This window comes from Streptomyces purpurascens (assembly GCF_045040895.1).
GTDB classification, from domain to species: Bacteria; Actinomycetota; Actinomycetes; order Streptomycetales; family Streptomycetaceae; genus Streptomyces; species Streptomyces purpurascens.
On sequence record NZ_CP108341.1, the window covers coordinates 1,545,881 to 1,568,918 of the forward strand.

Here is a 23,038-nt window from a genome sequence, read left to right on the forward strand (position 1 = left end):
ACAGGAGACTTCTGCCTCGCAGATGCGTCAGTATGATCGACGTATCGGAAGGGCCCGGCGGGCCCTTCCTCCAGCACACAGAGGGAGTGGCCCCGAGATGACCCGTTCCGCGCACCGGACCCGCCGGATGCTCCAGGTCGCCGGTGTGTCCGCCGCGGCGCTGCTGACCCTGAGCGCCTGCTCCTCCTCCGACACCGGTTCGGACAAGGGCTCCTCGGCGTCCTCGTCGCCGAAGCTCTCCGGCGAGGTCACCGTCTTCGCCGCCGCTTCCCTCAAGGAGAGCTTCACGACGCTGGGCAAGGAGTTCGAGAAGGACCACCCGGGCACCGAGGTCACCTTCAACTTCGGCGGCAGCGACACTCTCGCCGCGAGCATCACCAGCGGCGCCCCGGCCGACGTCTTCGCCGCCGCCAGCCCCAAGACCATGGCGATCGTGACGGACAAGAAGGACGCGGCGGGCACGCCGGCCACCTTCGTCCGCAACCAGCTGGAGATCGCCACTCTGCCGGGCAACCCCGACCGGATCTCCTCCCTGAAGGACCTCACCAGGTCGGGCCTGAAGGTCGTCCTGTGCGACAAGGCGGTCCCGTGCGGTGCCGCCGCCCAGAAGGCGCTGGACGCCGGCGGCCTGAAGCTCACCCCCGTCTCGTACGAACAGGACGTCAAGAGCGCCCTGACCAAGGTCGAGCTGAAGGAGGCCGACGCCGCCGTCGTCTACAAGACCGACGTGCGCGCGGCGGGTGACAAGGTGGAGGGCGTGGAGTTCCCCGAGTCGGCCAAGGCCGTCAACGACTATCCGATCTCCCTGCTCAAGAACGCCCCCAACCCCGACACGGCGAAGGCCTTCATCGCGCTGGTGCGGTCCGCCGAGGGCCAGAAGGTGCTGTCCGGGGCCGGGTTCCTCAAGCCGTGACGAGCACCGACACCGTGGAGAGCCGGCCCCGCCGCGACCGCCCCGGCCGGCGGGGCCGCACGGTGCCGGTGCCCCTGCTGGTGCCGGCCCTGGCCGGCCTGGCCTTCCTGCTGCTGCCCCTGATCGCCCTGCTCGTCCGGGCGCCCTGGCGCAGCCTGCCCGAGCAGCTGACCAGCGCCGAGGTGTGGGAGGCGCTCCGGCTCTCCCTCGTCTGCGCGACGGCGGCGACGGGCCTGAGCCTGGTGGTCGGGGTACCCCTGGCCTGGCTGCTGGCCCGCACGCGGTTCCCCGGGCGCGGTTTCGTGCGAGCCCTGGTGACGCTGCCGCTGGTGCTGCCGCCGGTCGTGGGCGGTGTGGCCCTGCTGCTGGCCTTCGGGCGCAACGGTGTGATCGGGCAGTGGCTCGACTCCTGGTTCGGGATCACCCTGCCGTTCACCACGACGGGTGTGGTCCTCGCCGAGACCTTCGTGGCGATGCCGTTCCTCGTGATCAGCGTGGAGGGCACCCTGCGGGCCGCCGACCCGCGCTACGAGGAGGCGGCCACCACCCTGGGCGCCTCCCGCTTCACCGCGTTCCGCCGGGTCACCCTGCCGCTGATCGCGCCGGGCATCGCGGCCGGTGCCGTGCTGGCCTGGGCCCGGGCGCTCGGCGAGTTCGGCGCGACGATCACCTTCGCGGGCAACTTCCCGGGTCGCACCCAGACCATGCCGCTCGCGGTCTACCTCGCCCTTCAGAACGACCCGGCCGCCGCGATCGCCCTCAGCCTGGTGCTGCTCGCCGTGTCCATCGCGGTCCTCGCGGCCCTGCGCGACCGTTGGATGACGGCCTCCTGACACCCTGGACGTACACCTCATGACCCAGACGACCGACCGCGACGACACGGCACCCGGCCTCCTGACCGAAGGCCTCGACGCCCACCTCGTCGTGGACCGCGGCGCGTTCCGCCTCGACGTCACGCTCACCGCCGCTTCCGGTGACGTCGTCGCGCTGCTCGGGCCCAACGGTGCGGGCAAGACCACCGCCCTGCGCGCCCTCGCGGGCCTCACGCCGCTCACCTCGGGCCATCTGGCACTGGACGGTACGCGGCTGGACCGTACGCCGCCCGAGTCCCGCCCGGTCGGCGTCGTCTTCCAGGACTATCTGCTCTTCCCGCATCTGACCGCCCTGGACAACGTCGCCTTCGGGCCGCGCTGCCGGGGGGCCGGCAAGGCCGAGGCCCGTGCCCAGGCCGCCGAGTGGCTGGACCGGATGGGCCTGGCCGACCACGCCGGCGCCAAGCCCCGCCGCCTCTCCGGCGGCCAGGCCCAGCGCGTGGCCCTGGCCCGGGCCCTGGCCACCCAACCCCGCCTGCTGCTCCTGGACGAGCCTCTCGCCGCCCTCGACGCCCGCACCCGCCTGGAGGTGCGTGCCCAACTCCGGCGCCACCTCGCCGAGTTCGAGGCGGTCGCCGTCCTCGTCACCCACGATCCGCTGGACGCCATGGTGCTGGCAGACCGCCTGGTCGTCGTCGAGCACGGCCACGTCGTCCAGGAGGGCACGCCCTCCGACATCGCCCGCCACCCCCGTACGGACTACATCGCCCGGCTCGTCGGCCTCAACCTGTACCGGGGACGGGCCGAGGGCCACATGGTCCGGCTCGACACGGGCCCGGCCATCACGACCACGGAGGAACTCTCCGGCCCGGCCTTCGTCGCGTTCCCGCCCAGCGCCGTGACGCTGTACCGGGACCGCCCCACCGGCTCCAGCGCCCGCAACCTGTGGCACTGCGAGGTCGCCGGCCTGGAGACGCACGCCGACCAGGTCCGCGCGGACCTCACCGGCGAACTCCCGCTGACGGCCGACCTCACCACGGTCGCCGCGGCCGAACTCGATCTGCACCCCGGCGCACCGGTCTGGGCGGCGGTCAAGGCGACGCAGACACACGCGTACCCGGCATAAGGCACTCATCGGGCTACCGTGCACCCATGAGCCTGAGCATCCGCAACCAGCTCCCCGGCACCGTCACCGCCGTCACGCCGGGCGAGGCCATGGCGACGGTCAGGGTTCGCCTCACCGGCGGCCAGGACCTCACCGCCGCGATCACCCGCGAGGCCGCCGACGACCTCGGTCTCACGCCGGGCACCGCCGTGCGCGCCCTGGTGAAGTCGACGGAGGTCGCGCTGGCCACCGCGCCCGTCGAGGGCCTGTCCATCCGCAACCGGCTCCCCGGTACGGTCACGGGCATCGCGGCCGGCGACGCGATGGCCTCCGTAAGGATCACCGTCGAAGGCGGCGAACTGACGGCGGCAATCACCAAGGACGCCGCGGACGATCTCCGCCTGTCGGCCGGAACCCCCGTCATCGCACTGATCAAGTCGACCGAGGTGTCACTCGCCGTCGCATGACGGAGAGCCCTTGCATGACGCAGAGCCCCTGCACGACGGAGGGGCCCCGCACGGCGGAGCCCCTCCCTCTGACCGGTCGGTCGGTCAGTCCTCGTACGCGTCCAGCGGCGGGCAGGAGCACACCAGGTTCCGGTCACCGAAGGCCTGGTCGATGCGGCGCACCGGCGGCCAGTACTTGTCGGAGGCGGTGACTCCGGCCGGGAAGACGGCCTCCTCACGGCTGTAGGCGTGCTCCCACTCACCGGCGAGCGCGCCGGCGGTGTGCGGGGCGCCCCGCAGCGGGTTGTCGTCCGCGGGCCACGCGCCGGAGCCGACCTTCTCGATCTCCGCCCGGATGGCGATCATCGCCTCGCAGAACCGGTCCAGTTCGGCCAGGTCCTCCGACTCGGTCGGCTCGATCATCAGCGTCCCGGCCACCGGGAACGACATCGTCGGCGCGTGGAAGCCGTAGTCGATGAGCCGCTTGGCGACGTCGTCGACGCTCACGCCGGTCGTCTTGGTCAGCGGCCGCAGGTCGATGATGCACTCGTGCGCGACGAGCCCGCCGGGGCCGGTGTAGAGCACCGGGTAGTGCGGCTCCAGCCGCTTGGCGATGTAGTTGGCGCTGAGCACGGCCACCTGCGTGGCCCGCTTCAGCCCCTCGCCGCCCATCAGCCGAACGTACGCCCACGAGATCGGCAGGATTCCGGCCGAGCCCCACGGCGCCGCGGAGATGGGGCCGACCCCGGTCTCCGGGCCCGCCTCGGGCTGCAGCGGATGGTTCGGCAGATACGGCGCGAGGTGCTCACGCACCGCCACCGGACCGACGCCGGGCCCGCCGCCGCCGTGCGGGATGCAGAAGGTCTTGTGCAGGTTCAGGTGCGAGACGTCCCCGCCGAAGTGCCCCGGCTTGGCGAGCCCCACGAGCGCGTTGAGGTTGGCCCCGTCGACGTAGACCTGCCCGCCCGCCTCGTGCACCTGGGCGCAGATCTCGGAGACGTGCTCCTCGAACACACCGTGGGTGGACGGGTACGTGATCATCAGCACCGCCAGCTCGTCACGGTGCTGCTCGATCTTCGCCCGCAGGTCCTCGACGTCGATCTCGCCGTCCTCGGCGGTCCTGACGACGACGACCTTCATGCCCGCCATCACCGCGCTCGCGGCGTTGGTCCCGTGCGCGGACGAGGGGATCAGGCACACGGTGCGCTGCTCGTCCCCGTTGGCCCGGTGGTACCCGCGTACGGCGAGCAGACCGGCCAGCTCACCCTGCGACCCGGCGTTCGGCTGGAGGGACACCTTGTCGTACCCGGTGACCTCTGCGAGACGCTCCTCCAGCTCGTGGATGAGCGTGAGGTAGCCCTCGGCCTGGCCCGCGGGAGCGAAGGGGTGCAGCTGCCCGAACTCGGGCCAGGTGACCGGCTCCATCTCCGTGGTCGCGTTGAGCTTCATGGTGCAGGAGCCCAGCGGGATCATGCCGCGGTCGAGCGCGTAGTCGCGGTCGGCCAGCCGGCGCAGATAGCGCAGCATGGCGGTCTCGGAGCGGTACTGGTGGAAGACGGGGTGGGTCATGTACTCGTCGGACCGCAGCAGGGCACCGGGAAGGCCGTCCTCCGTGGCGGCGTCCAGCGCCTCGACGACACCCTCGACCCCGAACGCGGCCCATACGGCACGCAGCTGGGCCCGCGTCGTGGTCTCGTCGCACGAGATCGAGACGTGGTCGGCGTCGACGAGACGCAGGTTGACCCCGTTCCGCTCCGCTGCGGTGGCCACGATCTCGGCGGCCCGGCCCTCGACGCGCACGGTCAGGGTGTCGAAGTAGGCGCCGTGCACGACCTCGACACCGCCGTTCGCGAGCCCGGCGGCGAGGACCGTGGCGTACCGGTGGGTGCGCCGCGCGATGCTCCTCAGGCCCTCGGGCCCGTGGTAGACGGCGTACATGCCGGCCATGACGGCGAGCAGCACCTGCGCGGTGCAGATGTTGCTGGTGGCCTTCTCACGACGGATGTGCTGCTCACGCGTCTGCAGCGCCAGCCGGTAGGCCTTGTTCCCGTCGGCGTCCACGGACACGCCCACGAGCCGCCCGGGCAGGCTGCGCGCCATCTTCTCCCCGACGGCCATGTAACCGGCGTGCGGTCCGCCGAAGCCCATCGGCACGCCGAACCGCTGCGTCGTCCCGACCGCGATGTCCGCGCCGAGCTCACCGGGCGACTTCAGCAGGGTCAGCGCGAGCAGGTCGGCGGCGACGGTGACGAGCGCCCCGAGCGCGTGCGCCTGGTCGATGACCGGCTTGACGTCCCGTACGGCTCCGGAGGCGCCCGGGTACTGGATCAGCACGCCGTTGATCTCACGCTCGGCGATCTCGGCGGGGATGCCGTCACTGAGATCGGCGACGACGACCTCGACACCGGTCGGCTCGGCCCGGGTCTCGATCACGGCGATGGTCTGCGGCAACGCGTCCGCGTCGACCAGGAACAGGCCCTTCTTGTTCTTGCCCAGACGCCGCGACAGCGCCATGGCCTCGGCCGCCGCGGTGCCCTCGTCGAGCAGGGAGGCGCCGGAGGTCGGCAGTCCGGTCAGGTCGGCGACCATGGTCTGGAAGTTGAGCAGCGCCTCGAGCCGGCCCTGCGAGATCTCCGGCTGGTATGGCGTGTAGGCCGTGTACCAGGACGGGTTCTCCATGACGTTGCGCATGACGACCGGCGGCGTGAACGTGCCGTAGTAGCCGAGCCCGATCATGGAGCCGAGGACCTGGTTGCGGTCGGCGAGGGAGCGCAGCTCGGCGATCACCTCGGCCTCGCTGCGGGCGCCCGGCAGGTCCAGTGCCTCGGCGCTCTTGATCACGGCCGGGACCGCGGCTGCCGTCAGCTCGTCCAGCGAGCCGTAGCCGACGTGCGCGAGCATCTTGGCGCACGCCTCGTGGTCGGGGCCGATGTGGCGCTGCTCGAAGGGAACTGCCTCTTCGAGTTCGGAGAGCGGAATGCGATGGGCGGTCATATGCGGAGGCCTCCTGGTCTGACACGACCTTCGAGGGGCACCACGGCACGGGTACCCGGACGGCCTCCCCCTCTGTCATGTCAACCTGAGAGCTTCACCGGATCGCCCGAAGGCCTCCGGCTTTCACCGTCGGTGAGAGCGGAAGCCGTGACATCCGCCCTGCTTTCCAGAGTGACCTCGTCCGTGCGGTACGTGGGCCTGAGAGATTCCGGGGAGGATTTGCTCCTTCGGCGCCTCCGATGGTGTCTGGAGGACTCTCCCGCACGGGGTCAGCAGCCGTTGTCAGCCTACCAGCGCGGTCAACGCACGAACCTTCGAGTGGCCGCCTCCTCGATTGTGCCGTTTTGTAGTGGTTACGGATGAGTTGCGACCATGTGGAGGGCCCGTGCGAACCGATATCGATCCGCGCAACCTGATCGGCCGCAAGGCGTTCGACCGCAACGGAACCAGGATCGGCACGATCGACGAGGTCTACCTCGACGACGCCACCGGCGTCCCGGAGTGGGCGGCCATACGGACCGGTCTGTTCAGCAGGGACGCCTTCGTCCCCCTCGAGCCCAGCGAACTGATCGACGGCGCCCTCCACGTGCCCTTCGACCGCGCCCTGATCAAGGACGCTCCCGACTTCGGCGTGGGCCGCCACCTCTCCCCGGAGCAGGAACTCCAGCTCTACCACCACTACGGTCTCGACGTCGCCGCCCCTCCCCCGCTCCAGGACCACCAGTTCGGCAAACTGGCGGGCACGGACGAGACGGCCTGAAGCCCCCGGCGAGCCGCCTAAGGGGCGGCGGACCGCAGCCCCACACCCCCGGAGTCACCATCCGGCGCATGGTCCCCCTCAGGCTCTCGTAACACCAGCGGCAACGGATCCGCCGGCTCCAGCTCCGGATCGTCGACCCGGAAGGTCCGCACCCGCCCAGGCTCCGAGCCGGGCGTCTCGAACCGTACGGTGACCCGCCCCAAGCCGCTGCCCTGCACCCATCCGTGCCCGAACCCGGCGTGCCGCACATCGTGCCCGGCGGGCCAGCGCCGCTCGGCCGGCGCGGGCCGTTCCTCGACCGGCGCCGCGGCGTGCTCCTCGACCGGGCCCTCCGCGACCGCCCGCTCCCCGGCCGCCTGCGCGAACAGGTCCTCCTGCGTGTAGTCGGCGAGCCCGCTGACTCCCACCCCGAGCAGCCGCACGCCGCCCGTCGTGTCGACCGAGTCCAGCAGTCTGGCCGCCGCTTCACGGATCACCCCGGGATCGTCCGTCGGCCCACGCAGCGTCTCGGACCGGGTGCGTGTCGAGAAGTCGTACCGCCGCACCTTCAGCACGATGGTCCGCCCGGACAGCCCGGCCCCGCGCAGCCGCTGTACGCAGCGGTCGGCTAGCCGCTGCACCTCCAGCCCGACCCGCAGCCGGTCGTGGATGTCCACGTCGTAGGTGTCCTCGACCGACACCGACTTCGCTTCCCGCTCCGCCACCACGGGCCGGTCGTCCCGCGCCAGGGCCATGGCGTAGAGGCCGTGTCCGTGCGCCTTCCCCAGCAGCCGGACCAGTTCGTCCTCACCCGCCTCGGCGATCTCCTCGACCGTGGTGATCCCGGCCCGCCGAAGGTGGTCGCCCGTCGCCGGCCCGACCCCCGGCAGGGTCCGCACCGACATCGGCCCCAGCATCGCCCGCTCCGTCCCCGGCTCGATCACCACCAGCCCGTCGGGCTTGGCCTGCTCCGAGGCGATCTTCGCGAGCATCTTGGACGCGGCCAGCCCCACCGACCCCGTGAGCCCCGTGACAGCCCGGATGTCCGCACGCAGCTTCACCCCGGCCAGCCGCGCCGACCGCTCGTCCCAGGCCGTGCCCCCGGCCTCCAGATCCACGAACGCCTCGTCCAGGCTCAGCGGCTCCACCAGCGGCGACAGCGCCCCCAGCAGCTCCATCACCCGCTCGCTGATCGCACGGTAGAACCCGAAGCGCGGCACGAGATACGCGGCGTTGGGCGCGAGCCGCCGGGCCTGTGCCATGGGCAACGCCGAGTGCACCCCGAAGACCCGGGCCTCGTACGACGCGGTCGCGACCACACCCCGCGGCCCGAGTCCGCCCACGACCACGGCCTTCCCGCGCAGACTCGGCTTGGACGCCTGCTCCACCGAGGCGAAGAAGGCATCCATGTCGAGATGCAGGATCGTGGGCGCGGTTCTCACAACTCCGATGCTGCCCTACGCCACTGACAACGCCGTGCCGAACCCTCCAGGCCGCCCCGGGAGATAGCGCTTACAGCCCGGTGCGGAAACGTCCCGCCTCCTGCGGCCGCACGCGCCCCGCACCGTCCAACGGGTCAGACGGCCCGATTCCGCCGCCGCGCCAGCTCGTCCGCCGGGTTGGACCCGACCAGGGTCTCGCCGGTGTCGATCCGCTCCCCGTGCAGCTGGGACAGCGCGCTCTCCACGTCCCGCCACACCACACCCACCGCGATCCCGAAGACGCCCTGCCCCCCTTGGAGCAGGGCGTGGACCTCGTCCGGCGAGGTGCACTCGTAGACCGTCGCACCGTCACTCATCAGCGTCATCCGCTCCAGGTCGCGGAAACCGCGTTCCCTGAGGTGCTGGACCGCCGTGCGGATGTTCTGCAGCGACACCCCGGTGTCGAGGAACCGCTTGACGATCTTCAGGACGACGACGTCCCGGAAGCTGTACAACCGCTGTGTCCCGGACCCATGCGCGGGGCGCACACTCGGCTCGACGAGACCGGTGCGGGCCCAGTAGTCCAGCTGCCGGTAGGTGATACCGGCGGCCGCGCAGGCCGTGGGGCCTCGATAGCCGATCTGCTCGGACGCCATGGACGTCGTCCCTCCGCTGCTCGGCACCGCCGACGGTCGCTGCGGAGCATGATCGGCCGCACCATCGGGCTGGGGATACCCCCCGCCCGAAAGGAGCCGAGAGGCGGGGGGAGCGTACGGACCGCTCGCCCTGAGACTGCGCTCGGGGCCGCCCCCAGCCGTACCGTCGCCGCTGCTTCTCACGCCGACCTCCGTCCTTGACCTGCCTTCTCGACGGTAGGCAGTCACCCGGGGTGCGTCAACGATCGCCACACTCGCCACGCCGAGTGATAATCACCCTAAGAGTGGTTTCCCGTGCCCCACCGCGGGGAAAGGCTAGCCGAATGCCTTCGGCACGGGCCGTGTGACGCTCTCACTCGCCACCGGCACATGCGGGCAATTCACCCGTCACACATACGGCGGCGGCCCTGCCGCGGACTCATCGTCCGCCGGGCCGCCCACGCGTCTCACGACCGCCGCCGCTCCCTGCTGGCACGAAGCTCACCGGCCTCCGGAGCTCACTGGCTGCTGCTGCCGAAGTCCTCCGGGGAGATCTGGTCGAGGAACTCGCGGAACTTCTCCACCTCGTCCTCCTGCTCGTCCGGGATCGCGATGCCGGCGTCGTCGAGGACCGTGTCACTCCCGTAGATCGGCGTCCCGGTGCGCAGGGCCAGCGCTATGGCGTCGGACGGGCGGGCGCTCACCTCGACGCCGCTGGCGAAGACCAGCTCCGCGTAGAAGACGCCCTCACGCAGGTCCGTGATACGCACTTCCGTGAGCTCCTGACCGACGGCTTCCAGCACGTCCTTGAACAGGTCGTGGGTCAGCGGCCGCGCGGGAGCCATGCCCTGCTGGGCGAAGGCGATCGCCGTCGCCTCCCCCGGCCCGATCCAGATGGGGAGGTAACGGTCGCCTCCCACTTCACGCAGCAGCACGATCGGTTGGTTGGAGGGCATTTCGACCCGGACACCTACGACATCGAGCTCGTTCACACAGCAACCCTAGGCCGTGCTCGGGACGTTTGGGTAGTCGGGCCGGGATCGGGCGCCTGATCCGGCCCCCACACGTCCGGCCGGCTCATGGCAGCCGCACCCCGAGCGCCGTCTGCACCAGCGCGGCGTGCAGCTTCACCGTGAGCCCCGCCAGCTCCTTGGTGCGGGCCTCCGCATGAGCCCTGGTCTGCGGGTTCCGGTGCCGCTTCAGCGGGGCCACCACCTGGTCCACGAGCCCGGCCTCGCGGTCGGCGGCGGCCTTCATCACCCGCAGGTGCCGCGGCTCGATCCCGAACCGCCCCAGCTCGGCGACGAGCGCCGCCACCGTGACCGCCTCCGCCTCGTACGCCCCGTCCTCCAGTGGAGTGACCAGCCCGTACGACTCCCACTCCCTGAGCTCCTCCTCGTCCACCCCGGCGGCGGCGAGCAGCTCCTCACGCCCGACCCTGGCAGCCGTGGGCGGCCCCTCGAAGGACTCGGGCGCGGAATCGCCATCACGCTGACGGCCCACGGTCGGCAGCGGGACCGCCTCACCGCGCTCCATGGCCTCCAGGTGCTCGCGGATCACCTTCAGGGGCAGGTAGTGGTCCCGCTGCATCCGCAGGACGTGACCGAGGCGCTCGACGTCGCGGGCGCTGAACTTGCGATACCCCGAGGGAGTCCGCTGTGGCTCGATGAGCCCCTCCGACTCCAGGAAGCGGATCTTGGAGATGGTGACTTCGGGAAACTCGTCGCGCAGCACGTTCAGCACCGTGCCGATGCTCATCAGCCCACTGTCCGTGGCGGCGGCGCCGTGCCCGGCACCGCCGCTCGGTGTATGAAGCATGGACCTTCCCTGACGGACGGACCTTCGCTGGGATTCCCCGGAGGCGGTCCGGGTCAGTAGCCCCGCTGGCTGGCGTAGAAGACCAGCCGGTACTTGCCGATCTGCACCTCGTCACCGTTGCTCACAGCGACCTGGTCGATCCGCTCGCGGTTCACGTACGTGCCGTTCAGGCTGCCCACGTCGGCCACCGTGAACGAGCCGTCCTGACCACGACGGAACTCCACGTGCCGCCGGGAGACCGTCACGTCGTCCAGGAAGATGTCGCTCTGCGGATGACGCCCGGCCGTGGTCAGATCGCCGTCCAGCAGGAAGCGGCTGCCCGAGTTCGGCCCGCGGCGCACGACCAGGAGCGCGGAACCCAGCGGCAGCGCGTCCACGGCCGCCTGCGCCTCGGGAGACAGTGTCGGCGTAGGCGTCTGGCCGGTGGCCTCGGCATCGTAGGCCTCGAGACCGGAGATGGAGATCGTGGAGGTCGTCTCGGACGGACGCTCCGGCGTCGCGCCCGCCCGCAGCGGCGCGCCGCAGTTGGAGCAGAAGCGGCTGTTCTCCGCGTTGCGGTTGCCGCACCTCGTACACACCAGGGCCGACATCGGATCCTCCTGCCGCGGCTGCCCACCGGGGGCATTGGACGCATACGGGTCGGAAAACCCTCCACCCGCACTTGAGGGTTGCCCGAAACCTATGCCGCCGGACTGCGCAGGGTCAACCGACGGCGCGCCCTGACCTCCGGAAACGTCGCCGCCCGGACCGCCGACCTGGTCCCGGAACAGCGGCCGCTGGCCCTCCGCGTCAGGCTGTGCGCGATGACGTGCGGTCGCATTGTCGCTGCCCTCTCGCGGGCTCTTGCCGAACAACTTCGCAAACAACTTCACGGGCGATTCCCCTTGACCGAAACAGACCCGCCCGTGGGGCAGGACGAACCCTGACTGAACACTCTGGCCGACCCGGACATCCTGACAACGTCCGTCTGCACCAGACAGTTTCCACCACGCACCACCCATTCGGTGCGCCGACCCCCCGCAACCTCATGCCCTCGCCGGACGCCGCCCATGCACCGCCGGTTCACTGGGAGGACGACCGAGCGTAGTCAGGCCGCTTCGCAGCTCGCAAGGCGTCCACGACGATCTTGGTCGACCGCTCCACGGTGACGATGGCCTGTTCCTTCTCGAGAGTCTGCACCACGCCTCCGGGGATGTTGAGCGCCGGCTCGAGGTCCTGCGACTTGCCGATGACCTTGAAACGATAGGGCGCGTTGATCTTGTTCCCGTCGACGCTCACACCCTTGCCGGAGTCCGTGAGATACGTGCCGGCGACGACCCGTACACCGTTCACCTGGATCGCCTCGGCACCCGCCGCGCGCAGTTCCTGAACCGCGTCCAGCAGCATGTCGGACTCGACCGTCCCCTTCGTGTCCTCGATGGTCATGGTGATGCCGGGCCCCTGCGCGGCCACCGTGCCCGCCAGGATGCCGAGTTGCCGCTCCTTCTCGATCGTCTGCTTCCGGGCCTCCTCGGCCTGGTCCGAGCTGTTCTCCAGCTCGTCGCGCTGCTTCTCGAGGCCCTGCTTCTCGTCCTCAAGACGCTGGGTACGGTCATCCAGTTCATCGAGGATGCGGACAAGATCTTCCTGGCGCGCACCGCGCAGGGCGCTGTCACTGTCACTGTTCGAGGCCACCTGCACGGCCAGCCCGAAGCCCAGGCCGAACAGCAGCAGCGCGACGATGAGTTGGGCCCGGCTGACCCGCGGCGGCCACAAACCCTGCACCAGCCGCTGCCGACCGGTCAGCCGCGGCTCGGGCGCCGCTTCCGGCTCCGGCTCCAGAGCGGGCACCGGCTCAGGCGCCGACTCGGGCTCCGGGGTGTCCTGGGTGGCGGGCTCCGCCGCGGCCACCTCCTGGGGCAGCTCCTTGCGGAGCCGGTTCCCGGGCTCGCCACTCGCGTCGCGCCGCTCAGCGCGCGGCTCGCCGTTCTCCTCGGCGCGCTTGTCGTCGTGCTCGCTCATCCGCCTCACGCCCGGAACACGTGCCGGCGGATCGCCGCGGCGTTGGAGAAGATCCGGATACCGAGGACGACCACCACACCGGTGGACAGCTGGGCACCCACGCCCAACTTGTCGCCCAGGAACACGATCAACGCGGCCACGACCACGTTCGACAGGAACGACACCACGAAGACCTTGTCGTCGAAGATGCCGTCGAGCATGGCGCGCAGACCGCCGAAGACGGCGTCGAGCGCCGCCACGACAGCGATCGGCAGATAAGGCTCGACCACCGCCGGAACCTCAGGCCGGACCAACAGGCCGGCCACGACTCCCACGACGAGGCCCAGTACGGCGATCACGATGTGCCCTTCTCGCTCTTCTCAGTGCTCGGCTGTGCTGTACGTACGATCACACTCGGTGCGGCGGGCAGCCGGAGGTCGTCCTCCGCGGAGATGGCTGTCCTGACGCCGTAGCTCTCCTGGAGCGCGTTCAGATACAACCCGTCCGCGCTGTTCTGGAACCGCGTGCTCAGCCGCTGCCCGTCCCCCACCGCGAGCACCGTGTACGGCGGCACCAGCGGTTTGTTGTCGACCAGTATCGCGTCCCCCGCGGCCCTGATCGCGGACAGCGCCGTCAGCCGCTGTCCGTTGATGGAGACGGCCTCGGCGCCCGACTCCCACAGCCCGTTGACCACGCGCTGCATGTCCCGGTCACGCACCCGGCCGGTGTCGGAGAACCCGGGGTTCTCGCGCGGGTCGCCGTCACCGCCCGCACCGGTGTCCTTGGCGTCGTTCACCACGAGCTTCACGCCGGGTCCGTGCACCGCGGCGGCGCCGGACATGATGCCCACCAGGTCGGACCCGGCGCTGCCACTGTGCTTCAGCGCCTCGCGCTGCCGGGCGCTCACGTCCGCGCGCAGCTCGTCGACGGAGTCCTCCAGCTTGTCCGCCGCCTCGCTCTCCCGGTCGATGCGGTCGACCAGCTCTTCCCGCTCCTTGGCGACGACCGGCGCGGCGACCCGCGCCTGGGCCGCTCCGACGGTCACGACCAGGGCCGCGAGCACCAGGCCCGCCGCGAGCCCCAGCTTCGCCCTGAGCGTCTTCGGCAGGCCGGCGTCGCCCGCGGCCTTCTTCCGCTCGGCGGCCTCGGCATATCCGTCGTCGAGGCTGTGGTCCATGACGTTGGTGAGCAATGACATGGACGCATCCGGGCGCCGGGGCCGCGTCGGTGTGCTCCGAATGGGGGGTTGCTGCGGCATGCCGCACATCGTCGCACGTCGCGGCCACTACCTCCGAACGGCCCCACCGGCGTGCCGGACAGGCCCCGTTGAGGACACTTGTCCGGCACGCACGCGTGCAGCTGGTTCTACCGGCCTGCGCTGTCCACGACCGCCGACCACTCGTCCAGCAGGGCCTGAGCGGAGGCGTCGTCCGGCCCCTCGGCCCACAGGTGGGTGACAGCCTCCGCCGGGTCGGGCAGCACCATCACCCAGCGCCCGTCGGTCTCCACCACACGCACGCCGTCCGTGGTGTCCACGAAGCGATCTCCGGCCGCCTCGACGACCCGCCGCATCACGAGCCCCTTGACAGCCCACGGGGTCGCCAGGTCCCGCTTCAGGACGTGCGCCCGCGGGATCCGGGCGTCGATCTGGCTGAGCGTGAGCTGCGTCCGCGCCACGAGCCCGATGAGCCGCACGAAGGCCGCGGTGGCGTCGTACACGCTGCTGAACTCGGGGACGATGAACCCGCCCTTGCCGTCACCGCCGAAGATCGTCCCTTCCTCACCACCGACGCGCGTGAGGTCGTCGGGCGAGGTCGTCGTCCACTCGACCTGAGTCCCGTGGTACGCCGCCACCTGCTCGGCGATCCGGGTCGTGGTGACCGGGAGGGCGACCCTGCCGCTACGCCGCTCGGCGGCCACGAGGTCCAGCATCACGAGCAGCGCCCGGTCGTCCTCGATGATGCGCCCCTTCTCGTCGACGAGGGACAGCCGCTCACCGACCGGATCGAACCGCACCCCGAAGGCGGCGCCCGAGGACGCCACGATCTCCCCGAGACGCACCATCCCCGACCGCCGCATGTCGGCCGTCTCCGTCGGCCTGGACTCGTCCAGACCGGGGTTGATCGTCAGCGAGTCGACGCCGAGCTTCCCGAGCAGACTCGGCAGCACGAGTCCCGCGCTGCCGTTGGACGCGTCCACGACGACCTTCAGCCCGGACTCGGAGATGCCCGTCGTGTCGACGTTCCGCAGCAACGAGCCGGTGTACGAGTCGAAGACACTGGCCGGGAAGTGCAGATCCCCGATCTCACCGGGGAACGCCCGTCGGTACTCCTGCCGCGCGAACACCCGGTCCAGCTTCCGCTGGCTGCCCTGCGACAGGTCGGCACCGTTCCCGTCGAAGAACATGATGTCCACGGAGTCCGGCACCCCGGGCGTGGTACGGATCATGATTCCGCCGGCACTGCCCCGCGCGGTCTGCTGCCGGGCCACGGGCAGCGGAACATTCTCCAGATCCCGTACGTCGATGGCACTGGCCTGCAACGCGGAGATCACCGCGCGCTTCAGCGCACGGGCGCCACGCGAATGGTCCCGGGCCGTGGTGACGGTCGAGCCCTTCTTCAGGGTGGTCGCATACGCACCGGCAAGGCGCACGGCCAGCTCCGGCGTGATCTCGACGTTCAGGATTCCGGACACACCGCGGGCTCCGAAGAGGTGCGCCTGCCCCCTGGACTCCCAGATGACCGACGTGTTGACGAAAGCACCGGCTTCGATGGTCTTGAACGGATAGACCCGTACATTGCCCTGGACGATCGATTCTTCACCGATCAGACACTCATCACCGATGACCGCCCCGTCCTCGATGCGCGCCGCGCGCATGATGTCGGTGTTCTTCCCGACCACGCATCCGCGCAGATTGCTGTGCGGCCCCACGTAGACGTTGTCGTGAACGACGGACTTGTGCAGAAAAGCGCCGCTCTTGACCACCACGTTGGAGCCCACGACGGAGTGCTCACGGAGCTCGGCGCCGGCCTCGACCTTGGCGTAGTCCCCGATGTAAAGGGGACCGCGGAGCACGGCGTCGGGATGCACCTCAGCGCCTTCGGCTACCCAGACGCCTGCGGAGATCTCGAACCCGTCGATGTCGACGTCGACCTTGCCCTCCAGGACGTCGGCCTGCGCCTTCACATAGCTCTCGTGGGTGCCGACGTCCTCCCAGTACCCCTCGGCCACATAGCCGTAGACGGGCTTGCCTTCCTTCATCAACTGCGGGAAGACATCACCGGACCAGTCGACGGGCACATCGGGCTCGACGTAGTCGAAGACCTCGGGTTCCATCACGTAGATGCCGGTGTTCACGGTGTCGGAGAAGACCTGGCCCCAGGTGGGCTTCTCGAGGAAGCGCTCCACCTTGCCTTCCTCGTCGACAATGGTGATGCCGAATTCCAGCGGATTGGGAACACGCGTCAGGCAAACCGTGACCAGCGCGCCCTTTTCCTTGTGGAAATTGATGAGCTCGGTGAGGTCGAAATCCGTCAGAGCATCGCCGGAGATGACGAGGAAGGCATCATCTTTCAATGCCTCTTCGGCGTTCTTGACGCTTCCGGCGGTACCGAGTGGCTTCTCCTCATTGGCATAGGTCAGTTCCATACCGAGCTCTTCGCCGTCACCGAAGTAGTTCTTGACGAGCGAGGCCAGGAACTGGACAGTAACCACAGTTTCATTGAGCCCATGCCTTTTGAGCAGCCTCAGAACATGCTCCATGATCGGGCGGTTGGCCACGGGCAGGAGCGGCTTGGGCATGCTTGAGGTCATGGGGCGAAGACGTGTGCCTTCGCCTCCGGCCATCACGACGGCCTTCATGTCGGAAGCGTCCTCCTCTAAGAGACGACGGTCTAGCCGACTTCCCCCGCCAGGATTGTCCCCCAGTTTTCGACCACGGGCCATCGGACAGCCACGGTGGGACCAATCCGCAAGTTCAGTCGGCCATGGCGTCCGCACGGACCAGGCGGCGGACTTGTACCACGTAGAGGACTCCTGCCCACCAGTACAGCGTTGTACCCCATCCGGCGAACGCCCATCCGAAAATAGCAGCCAGTGACGAGATCCAACCACTTCCGTCACTGAGCAGGAGCAGCGGGAAGGCATACATCAGGTTGAAGGTGGCGGCCTTGCCCAGGAAGTTCACCTGCGGCGGCGGATAGCCGTGCCGACGGAGGATGCCCACCATCACCAGCAGAACCAGCTCTCGCGCCAGAAGTGCAGCGGTCAACCAAAGAGGCAGAATCTCGCGCCAGGTGAGACCGACCAAAGTCGAGAGAATGTAGAGCCGGTCGGCCGCGGGGTCGAGAAGCCGGCCGAGGCTGCTGATCTGGTTCCAGCGCCGTGCGAGCTTGCCGTCCAGGTAGTCGCTGATGCCGCTCAGGGCCAGTACCAGAAGGGCCCAGCCGTCACTCTTGGGCCCACCGAACTCAGGCCTCAGAATCAGCCACAGGAAGAGAGGCACGCCAACGAGCCGAGCCATGCTGAGGATGTTCGGGATGGTGAGCACACGGTCCGTCTGGACGCGAGTCTCCTGAACCTCCACCCGGGGGCCTCCTGTGGGAAACGTGCCAACGATGCTCACTGACCCTACCTCAACGCAAAAAAGCTCTGGCTCTCGGGCTGTGTGCCCAAGAGCCAGAGCTCTAAAAGGAGTTCGGCGGCGTCCTACTCTCCCACAGGGTCCCCCCTGCAGTACCATCGGCGCTGAAAGGCTTAGCTTCCGGGTTCGAAATGTAACCGGGCGTTTCCCTAACGCTATAACCACCGAAACACTATGAAACTGTAAACTGCCGCACCATACCGTGACCTGGCATGGGGCTGTTCGTGGTTTCAGAACCAACACAGTGGACGCGAGCAACTGAGGACAAGCCCTCGGCCTATTAGTACCGGTCAACTCCACACGTTACCGTGCTTCCATATCCGGCCTATCAACCCAGTCGTCTACTGGGAGCCTTACCCTCTCAAGGAGGTGGGAATACTCATCTCGAAGCAGGCTTCCCGCTTAGATGCTTTCAGCGGTTATCCCTCCCGAACGTAGCCAACCAGCCATGCCCTTGGCAGAACAACTGGCACACCAGAGGTTCGTCCGTCCCGGTCCTCTCGTACTAGGGACAGCCCTTCTCAATATTCCTACGCGCACAGCGGATAGGGACCGAACTGTCTCACGACGTTCTAAACCCAGCTCGCGTACCGCTTTAATGGGCGAACAGCCCAACCCTTGGGACCGACTCCAGCCCCAGGATGCGACGAGCCGACATCGAGGTGCCAAACCATCCCGTCGATATGGACTCTTGGGGAAGATCAGCCTGTTATCCCCGGGGTACCTTTTATCCGTTGAGCGACGGCGCTTCCACAAGCCACCGCCGGATCACTAGTCCCGACTTTCGTCCCTGCTCGACCCGTCGGTCTCACAGTCAAGCTCCCTTGTGCACTTACACTCAACACCTGATTGCCAACCAGGCTGAGGGAACCTTTGGGCGCCTCCGTTACTCTTTAGGAGGCAACCGCCCCAGTTAAACTACCCATCAGACACTGTCCCTGATCCGGATCACGGACCCAGGTTAGACATCCAGCACGACCAGACTGGTATTTCAACGACGACTCCACCCACACTGGCGTGCGAGTTTCAAAGTCTCCCAGCTATCCTACACAAGCCGAACCGAACACCAATATCAAACTGTAGTAAAGGTCCCGGGGTCTTTCCGTCCTGCTGCGCGAAACGAGCATCTTTACTCGTAGTGCAATTTCACCGGGCCTATGGTTGAGACAGTCGAGAAGTCGTTACGCCATTCGTGCAGGTCGGAACTTACCCGACAAGGAATTTCGCTACCTTAGGATGGTTATAGTTACCACCGCCGTTTACTGGCGCTTAAGTTCTCAGCTTCGCCACCCCGAAGAGTGACTAACCGGTCCCCTTAACGTTCCAGCACCGGGCAGGCGTCAGTCCGTATACATCGCCTTACGGCTTCGCACGGACCTGTGTTTTTAGTAAACAGTCGCTTCTCGCTGGTCTCTGCGGCCACCCCCAGCTCGAGGAGCAAGTCCTCTCACCAGATGTGGCCCCCCTTCTCCCGAAGTTACGGGGGCATTTTGCCGAGTTCCTTAACCATAGTTCACCCGAACGCCTCGGTATTCTCTACCTGACCACCTGAGTCGGTTTAGGGTACGGGCCGCCATGAAACTCGCTAGAGGCTTTTCTCGACAGCATAGGATCATCCACTTCACCACAATCGGCTCGGCATCAGGTCTCAGCCACATGCACGACGGATTTACCTATCGCACGGCCTACACCCTTACCCCGGGACAACCACCGCCCGGGATGGACTACCTTCCTGCGTCACCCCATCACTCACCTACTAACCGCTTGGTCCGGCGGCTCCACCACTTTCCTTTCCCCGAAGGGTCCGGAACGGCTTCACGGCCTTAGCATCACGATGCTCGATGTTTGACGCTTCACAGCGGGTACCGGAATATCAACCGGTTATCCATCGACTACGCCTGTCGGCCTCGCCTTAGGTCCCGACTTACCCTGGGCAGATCAGCTTGACCCAGGAACCCTTAGTCAATCGGCGCAAACGTTTCTCACGTTTGTATCGCTACTCATGCCTGCATTCTCACTCGTGAACCGTCCACAACTCGCTTACGCGGCTGCTTCACCCGGCACACGACGCTCCCCTACCCATCCGTACACCCGTTGGGGCTGTTGTACGAATGACACGACTTCGGCGGTACGCTTGAGCCCCGCTACATTGTCGGCGCGGAATCACTAGACCAGTGAGCTATTACGCACTCTTTCAAGGGTGGCTGCTTCTAAGCCAACCTCCTGGTTGTCTCTGCGACTCCACATCCTTTCCCACTTAGCGTACGCTTAGGGGCCTTAGTCGATGCTCTGGGCTGTTTCCCTCTCGACCATGGAGCTTATCCCCCACAGTCTCACTGCCGCGCTCTCACTTACCGGCATTCGGAGTTTGGCTAAGGTCAGTAACCCGGTAGGGCCCATCGCCTATCCAGTGCTCTACCTCCGGCAAGAAACACGCGACGCTGCACCTAAATGCATTTCGGGGAGAACCAGCTATCACGGAGTTTGATTGGCCTTTCACCCCTAACCACAGGTCATCCCCCAGGTTTTCAACCCTGGTGGGTTCGGTCCTCCACGAAGTCTTACCTCCGCTTCAACCTGCCCATGGCTAGATCACTCCGCTTCGGGTCTTGAGCGTGCTACTAAAACGCCCTATTCGGACTCGCTTTCGCTACGGCTTCCCCACCCGGGTTAACCTCGCAACACACCGCAAACTCGCAGGCTCATTCTTCAAAAGGCACGCAGTCACGAGAATGAAGACAAGTCTTCATTCCGACGCTCCCACGGCTTGTAGGCACACGGTTTCAGGTACTATTTCACTCCGCTCCCGCGGTACTTTTCACCATTCCCTCACGGTACTATCCGCTATCGGTCACCAGGGAATATTTAGGCTTAGCGGGTGGTCCCGCCAGATTCACACGGGATTTCTCGGGCCCCGTGCTACTTGGGTGTCTCTCAAACGAGCCGCTGATGTTTCGACTACGGGGGTCTTACCCTCTACGCCGGACCTTTCGCATGTCCTTCGCCTACATCAACGGTTTCTGACTCGTCCTGTTGCCGGCAGACAACAGAAGAGAGATCCCACAACCCCGTATACGCAACCCCTGCCGGGTCTCACACGCATACGGTTTGGCCTCATCCGGTTTCGCTCGCCACTACTCCCGGAATCACGGTTGTTTTCTCTTCCTGCGGGTACTGAGATGTTTCACTTCCCCGCGTTCCCTCCACACTGCCTATGTGTTCAGCAGTGGGTGACAGCCCATGACGACTGCCGGGTTTCCCCATTCGGAAACCCCCGGATCAAAGCCTGGTTGACGACTCCCCGGGGACTATCGTGGCCTCCCACGTCCTTCATCGGTTCCTGGTGCCAAGGCATCCACCGTGCGCCCTTAAAAACTTGGCCACAGATGCTCGCGTCCACTGTGCAGTTCTCAAACAACGACCAGCCACCCATCACCCCACCCTTTCAGGCGAGTTCACTGGGGCCGGCGACTGAGGAAATTTCGTTCCCTCAGACACCCAACAGCGTGCCCGACACACTCCCCGCTCCCCTCAACGTTCCACACTCAAAGAGCAGTACTAGAAGGAGAAGACGATCAAGTGTGCCGAATAGTCAACGTTCCACCCATGAGCAACCAGCATCAGACATTCGCTGATGTACTGGCCTCTGACCTCACCCCGAAGGGATCGGTAAGAAGTGCTCCTTAGAAAGGAGGTGATCCAGCCGCACCTTCCGGTACGGCTACCTTGTTACGACTTCGTCCCAATCGCCAGTCCCACCTTCGACAGCTCCCTCCCACAAGGGGTTGGGCCACCGGCTTCGGGTGTTACCGACTTTCGTGACGTGACGGGCGGTGTGTACAAGGCCCGGGAACGTATTCACCGCAGCAATGCTGATCTGCGATTACTAGCGACTCCGACTTCATGGGGTCGAGTTGCAGACCCCAATCCGAACTGAGACCGGCTTTTTGAGATTCGCTCCACCTCGCGGTATCGCAGCTCATTGTACCGGCCATTGTAGCACGTGTGCAGCCCAAGACATAAGGGGCATGATGACTTGACGTCGTCCCCACCTTCCTCCGAGTTGACCCCGGCGGTCTCCCGTGAGTCCCCAGCACCACAAGGGCCTGCTGGCAACACGGGACAAGGGTTGCGCTCGTTGCGGGACTTAACCCAACATCTCACGACACGAGCTGACGACAGCCATGCACCACCTGTACACCGACCACAAGGGGGCGCCTGTCTCCAGACGTTTCCGGTGTATGTCAAGCCTTGGTAAGGTTCTTCGCGTTGCGTCGAATTAAGCCACATGCTCCGCCGCTTGTGCGGGCCCCCGTCAATTCCTTTGAGTTTTAGCCTTGCGGCCGTACTCCCCAGGCGGGGCACTTAATGCGTTAGCTGCGGCACGGACAACGTGGAATGTTGCCCACACCTAGTGCCCACCGTTTACGGCGTGGACTACCAGGGTATCTAATCCTGTTCGCTCCCCACGCTTTCGCTCCTCAGCGTCAGTATCGGCCCAGAGATCCGCCTTCGCCACCGGTGTTCCTCCTGATATCTGCGCATTTCACCGCTACACCAGGAATTCCGATCTCCCCTACCGAACTCTAGCCTGCCCGTATCGACTGCAGACCCGGGGTTAAGCCCCGGGCTTTCACAACCGACGTGACAAGCCGCCTACGAGCTCTTTACGCCCAATAATTCCGGACAACGCTCGCGCCCTACGTATTACCGCGGCTGCTGGCACGTAGTTAGCCGGCGCTTCTTCTGCAGGTACCGTCACTTTCGCTTCTTCCCTGCTGAAAGAGGTTTACAACCCGAAGGCCGTCATCCCTCACGCGGCGTCGCTGCATCAGGCTTTCGCCCATTGTGCAATATTCCCCACTGCTGCCTCCCGTAGGAGTCTGGGCCGTGTCTCAGTCCCAGTGTGGCCGGTCGCCCTCTCAGGCCGGCTACCCGTCGTCGCCTTGGTGAGCCATTACCTCACCAACTAGCTGATAGGCCGCGGGCTCATCCTGCACCGCCGGAGCTTTCCACCATCAAAGATGCCCAAGATGGTCAATATCCGGTATTAGACCCCGTTTCCAGGGCTTGTCCCAGAGTGCAGGGCAGATTGCCCACGTGTTACTCACCCGTTCGCCACTAATCCCCACCGAAGTGGTTCATCGTTCGACTTGCATGTGTTAAGCACGCCGCCAGCGTTCGTCCTGAGCCAGGATCAAACTCTCCGTGAATGTGTACCGGTAATCCGGTGCAACACCACGAGAGCGGAACAGTCAGGCGGAATAAGCCCGACCGTTCACAGCGTCCTCGCTGTGTTTTTTCAAAGGAACCTCGTCCCAGCGAATGCTGGAGACGGGGTATCAACATATCTGGCGTTGACTTTTGGCACGCTGTTGAGTTCTCAAGGAACGGTCGCTTCCTTTGTACTCACCCTCTCGGGCTTTCCTCCGGGCGCTTCCCTTCGTTGCTCCAAACTCTATCAGTGTTTTTCCGGCCCTCTGACCACCGTCCTGCAGGCATGCAGAAGATGACCCCGAGATAGGATCTGACA

16 protein-coding genes, 3 rRNA genes and 1 riboswitch are annotated in these 23,038 nt (G+C 66.8%); of the genes, 5 read left to right on the forward strand and 14 right to left on the reverse strand.

Translation table 11 applies throughout. From position 1 onward, the window contains the following. Positions 1 to 97: 97 nt before the first annotated feature. Genes modA through OHU35_RS07070 form a run of 4 tightly spaced genes read left to right on the forward strand, consistent with a single transcriptional unit; the run spans position 98 to position 3,297 of the window. On the forward strand, positions 98 to 913 hold the full coding sequence (modA, locus tag OHU35_RS07055; RefSeq protein WP_189724552.1) for a molybdate ABC transporter substrate-binding protein: 816 nt from the start codon (positions 98 to 100) through the stop codon (positions 911 to 913). After that, positions 910 to 1,746: an ABC transporter permease gene (locus tag OHU35_RS07060; protein WP_372498809.1), complete on the forward strand. Its 837-nt coding sequence runs from the start codon at positions 910 to 912 to the stop codon at positions 1,744 to 1,746. The genes modA and OHU35_RS07060 overlap by 4 nt, the downstream gene beginning before the upstream one ends. A gap of 19 nt (positions 1,747 to 1,765) precedes the next feature. After that, the gene (locus OHU35_RS07065) at positions 1,766 to 2,851 is read left to right on the forward strand and encodes an ABC transporter ATP-binding protein (RefSeq protein ID WP_359894873.1); all 1,086 of its coding nucleotides are present in this window, start codon (positions 1,766 to 1,768) and stop codon (positions 2,849 to 2,851) included. A gap of 26 nt (positions 2,852 to 2,877) precedes the next feature. Then, on the forward strand, positions 2,878 to 3,297 hold the full coding sequence (locus OHU35_RS07070) for a TOBE domain-containing protein (protein ID WP_359894871.1): 420 nt from the start codon (positions 2,878 to 2,880) through the stop codon (positions 3,295 to 3,297). Between the two features lie 84 nt (positions 3,298 to 3,381). Here OHU35_RS07070 and gcvP read toward each other — a convergent pair whose 3' ends face one another. Beyond that, positions 3,382 to 6,270, reverse strand: a complete 2,889-nt coding sequence (gene gcvP, locus OHU35_RS07075) for an aminomethyl-transferring glycine dehydrogenase (protein WP_359894869.1) — start codon at positions 6,268 to 6,270, stop codon at positions 3,382 to 3,384. 176 nt (positions 6,271 to 6,446) lie between these two features. Continuing rightward, positions 6,447 to 6,542, reverse strand: a riboswitch (glycine riboswitch). 113 nt (positions 6,543 to 6,655) lie between these two features. Between gcvP and OHU35_RS07080 the strand changes: the two genes are divergently transcribed. Then, entirely contained in the window at positions 6,656 to 7,030 is a 375-nt protein-coding gene (locus OHU35_RS07080) for a PRC-barrel domain-containing protein (RefSeq protein ID WP_189724556.1), read from the forward strand. A 17-nt stretch (positions 7,031 to 7,047) separates the two neighbouring features. Here the strand turns inward: OHU35_RS07080 and OHU35_RS07085 are convergent, their stop codons facing one another. From OHU35_RS07085 to OHU35_RS07145, 13 genes are all read right to left on the reverse strand, one after another. Then, positions 7,048 to 8,451: a DNA polymerase IV gene (locus OHU35_RS07085; protein ID WP_405505037.1), complete on the reverse strand. Its 1,404-nt coding sequence runs from the start codon at positions 8,449 to 8,451 to the stop codon at positions 7,048 to 7,050. Between the two features lie 134 nt (positions 8,452 to 8,585). Continuing rightward, a complete protein-coding gene (locus tag OHU35_RS07090) occupies positions 8,586 to 9,269 on the reverse strand; it encodes a MerR family transcriptional regulator (RefSeq protein ID WP_359894867.1) in 684 nt (227 codons plus the stop codon). A gap of 314 nt (positions 9,270 to 9,583) precedes the next feature. Then, positions 9,584 to 10,057: a bifunctional nuclease family protein gene (locus tag OHU35_RS07095; protein WP_003988851.1), complete on the reverse strand. Its 474-nt coding sequence runs from the start codon at positions 10,055 to 10,057 to the stop codon at positions 9,584 to 9,586. 85 nt (positions 10,058 to 10,142) lie between these two features. Continuing rightward, positions 10,143 to 10,883 carry a MerR family transcriptional regulator gene (locus OHU35_RS07100; protein WP_189724559.1) on the reverse strand — a complete coding sequence of 247 codons (741 nt, stop codon included), beginning with the start codon at positions 10,881 to 10,883 and terminating at the stop codon, positions 10,143 to 10,145. Positions 10,884 to 10,936: 53 nt separating this feature from the next. Next, a complete protein-coding gene (locus OHU35_RS07105; protein WP_189724560.1) occupies positions 10,937 to 11,884 on the reverse strand; it encodes an FHA domain-containing protein in 948 nt (315 codons plus the stop codon). A gap of 61 nt (positions 11,885 to 11,945) precedes the next feature. After that, complete coding sequence (locus tag OHU35_RS07110; RefSeq protein WP_189724561.1) at positions 11,946 to 12,884, reverse strand: DUF881 domain-containing protein; 939 nt, start codon at positions 12,882 to 12,884, stop codon at positions 11,946 to 11,948. Between the two features lie 5 nt (positions 12,885 to 12,889). Next, complete coding sequence (locus tag OHU35_RS07115; protein ID WP_003988855.1) at positions 12,890 to 13,222, reverse strand: small basic family protein; 333 nt, start codon at positions 13,220 to 13,222, stop codon at positions 12,890 to 12,892. After that, positions 13,219 to 14,130 (reverse strand): DUF881 domain-containing protein, encoded by a 912-nt coding sequence (locus tag OHU35_RS07120; RefSeq protein WP_405505038.1) that lies wholly within the window; start codon positions 14,128 to 14,130, stop codon positions 13,219 to 13,221. Before OHU35_RS07120 ends, OHU35_RS07115 begins: the two co-directional genes overlap by 4 nt. A gap of 98 nt (positions 14,131 to 14,228) precedes the next feature. Continuing rightward, on the reverse strand, positions 14,229 to 16,724 hold the full coding sequence (locus OHU35_RS07125) for a mannose-1-phosphate guanyltransferase (RefSeq protein ID WP_359894862.1): 2,496 nt from the start codon (positions 16,722 to 16,724) through the stop codon (positions 14,229 to 14,231). 115 nt (positions 16,725 to 16,839) lie between these two features. Continuing rightward, entirely contained in the window at positions 16,840 to 17,448 is a 609-nt protein-coding gene (locus OHU35_RS07130; protein ID WP_184599460.1) for a CDP-alcohol phosphatidyltransferase family protein, read from the reverse strand. Between the two features lie 109 nt (positions 17,449 to 17,557). Then, positions 17,558 to 17,674 (reverse strand): 5S ribosomal RNA (gene rrf / locus OHU35_RS07135). A 91-nt stretch (positions 17,675 to 17,765) separates the two neighbouring features. Then, positions 17,766 to 20,887 (reverse strand): 23S ribosomal RNA (locus OHU35_RS07140). 305 nt (positions 20,888 to 21,192) lie between these two features. Continuing rightward, positions 21,193 to 22,718 (reverse strand): 16S ribosomal RNA (locus tag OHU35_RS07145). The 16S, 23S and 5S rRNA genes sit together here, the layout of an rRNA operon. Positions 22,719 to 23,038 lie beyond the last annotated feature (320 nt).

Coding starts and splice junctions, on each gene's coding strand:
- modA (WP_189724552.1), top strand. CDS start 98: ATGACCCGTTCCGCGCACCGGACCCGCCGGATGCTCCAGGTCGCCGGT.
- OHU35_RS07065 (WP_359894873.1), top strand. CDS start 1,766: ATGACCCAGACGACCGACCGCGACGACACGGCACCCGGCCTCCTGACC.
- OHU35_RS07070 (WP_359894871.1), top strand. CDS start 2,878: ATGAGCCTGAGCATCCGCAACCAGCTCCCCGGCACCGTCACCGCCGTC.
- gcvP (WP_359894869.1), bottom strand. CDS start 6,270: ATGACCGCCCATCGCATTCCGCTCTCCGAACTCGAAGAGGCAGTTCCC.
- OHU35_RS07100 (WP_189724559.1), bottom strand. CDS start 10,883: ATGCTTCATACACCGAGCGGCGGTGCCGGGCACGGCGCCGCCGCCACG.
- OHU35_RS07105 (WP_189724560.1), bottom strand. CDS start 11,884: ATGGGTGGTGCGTGGTGGAAACTGTCTGGTGCAGACGGACGTTGTCAG.
- OHU35_RS07110 (WP_189724561.1), bottom strand. CDS start 12,884: ATGAGCGAGCACGACGACAAGCGCGCCGAGGAGAACGGCGAGCCGCGC.
- OHU35_RS07120 (WP_405505038.1), bottom strand. CDS start 14,130: ATGTGCGGCATGCCGCAGCAACCCCCCATTCGGAGCACACCGACGCGG.
- OHU35_RS07125 (WP_359894862.1), bottom strand. CDS start 16,724: ATGAAGGCCGTCGTGATGGCCGGAGGCGAAGGCACACGTCTTCGCCCC.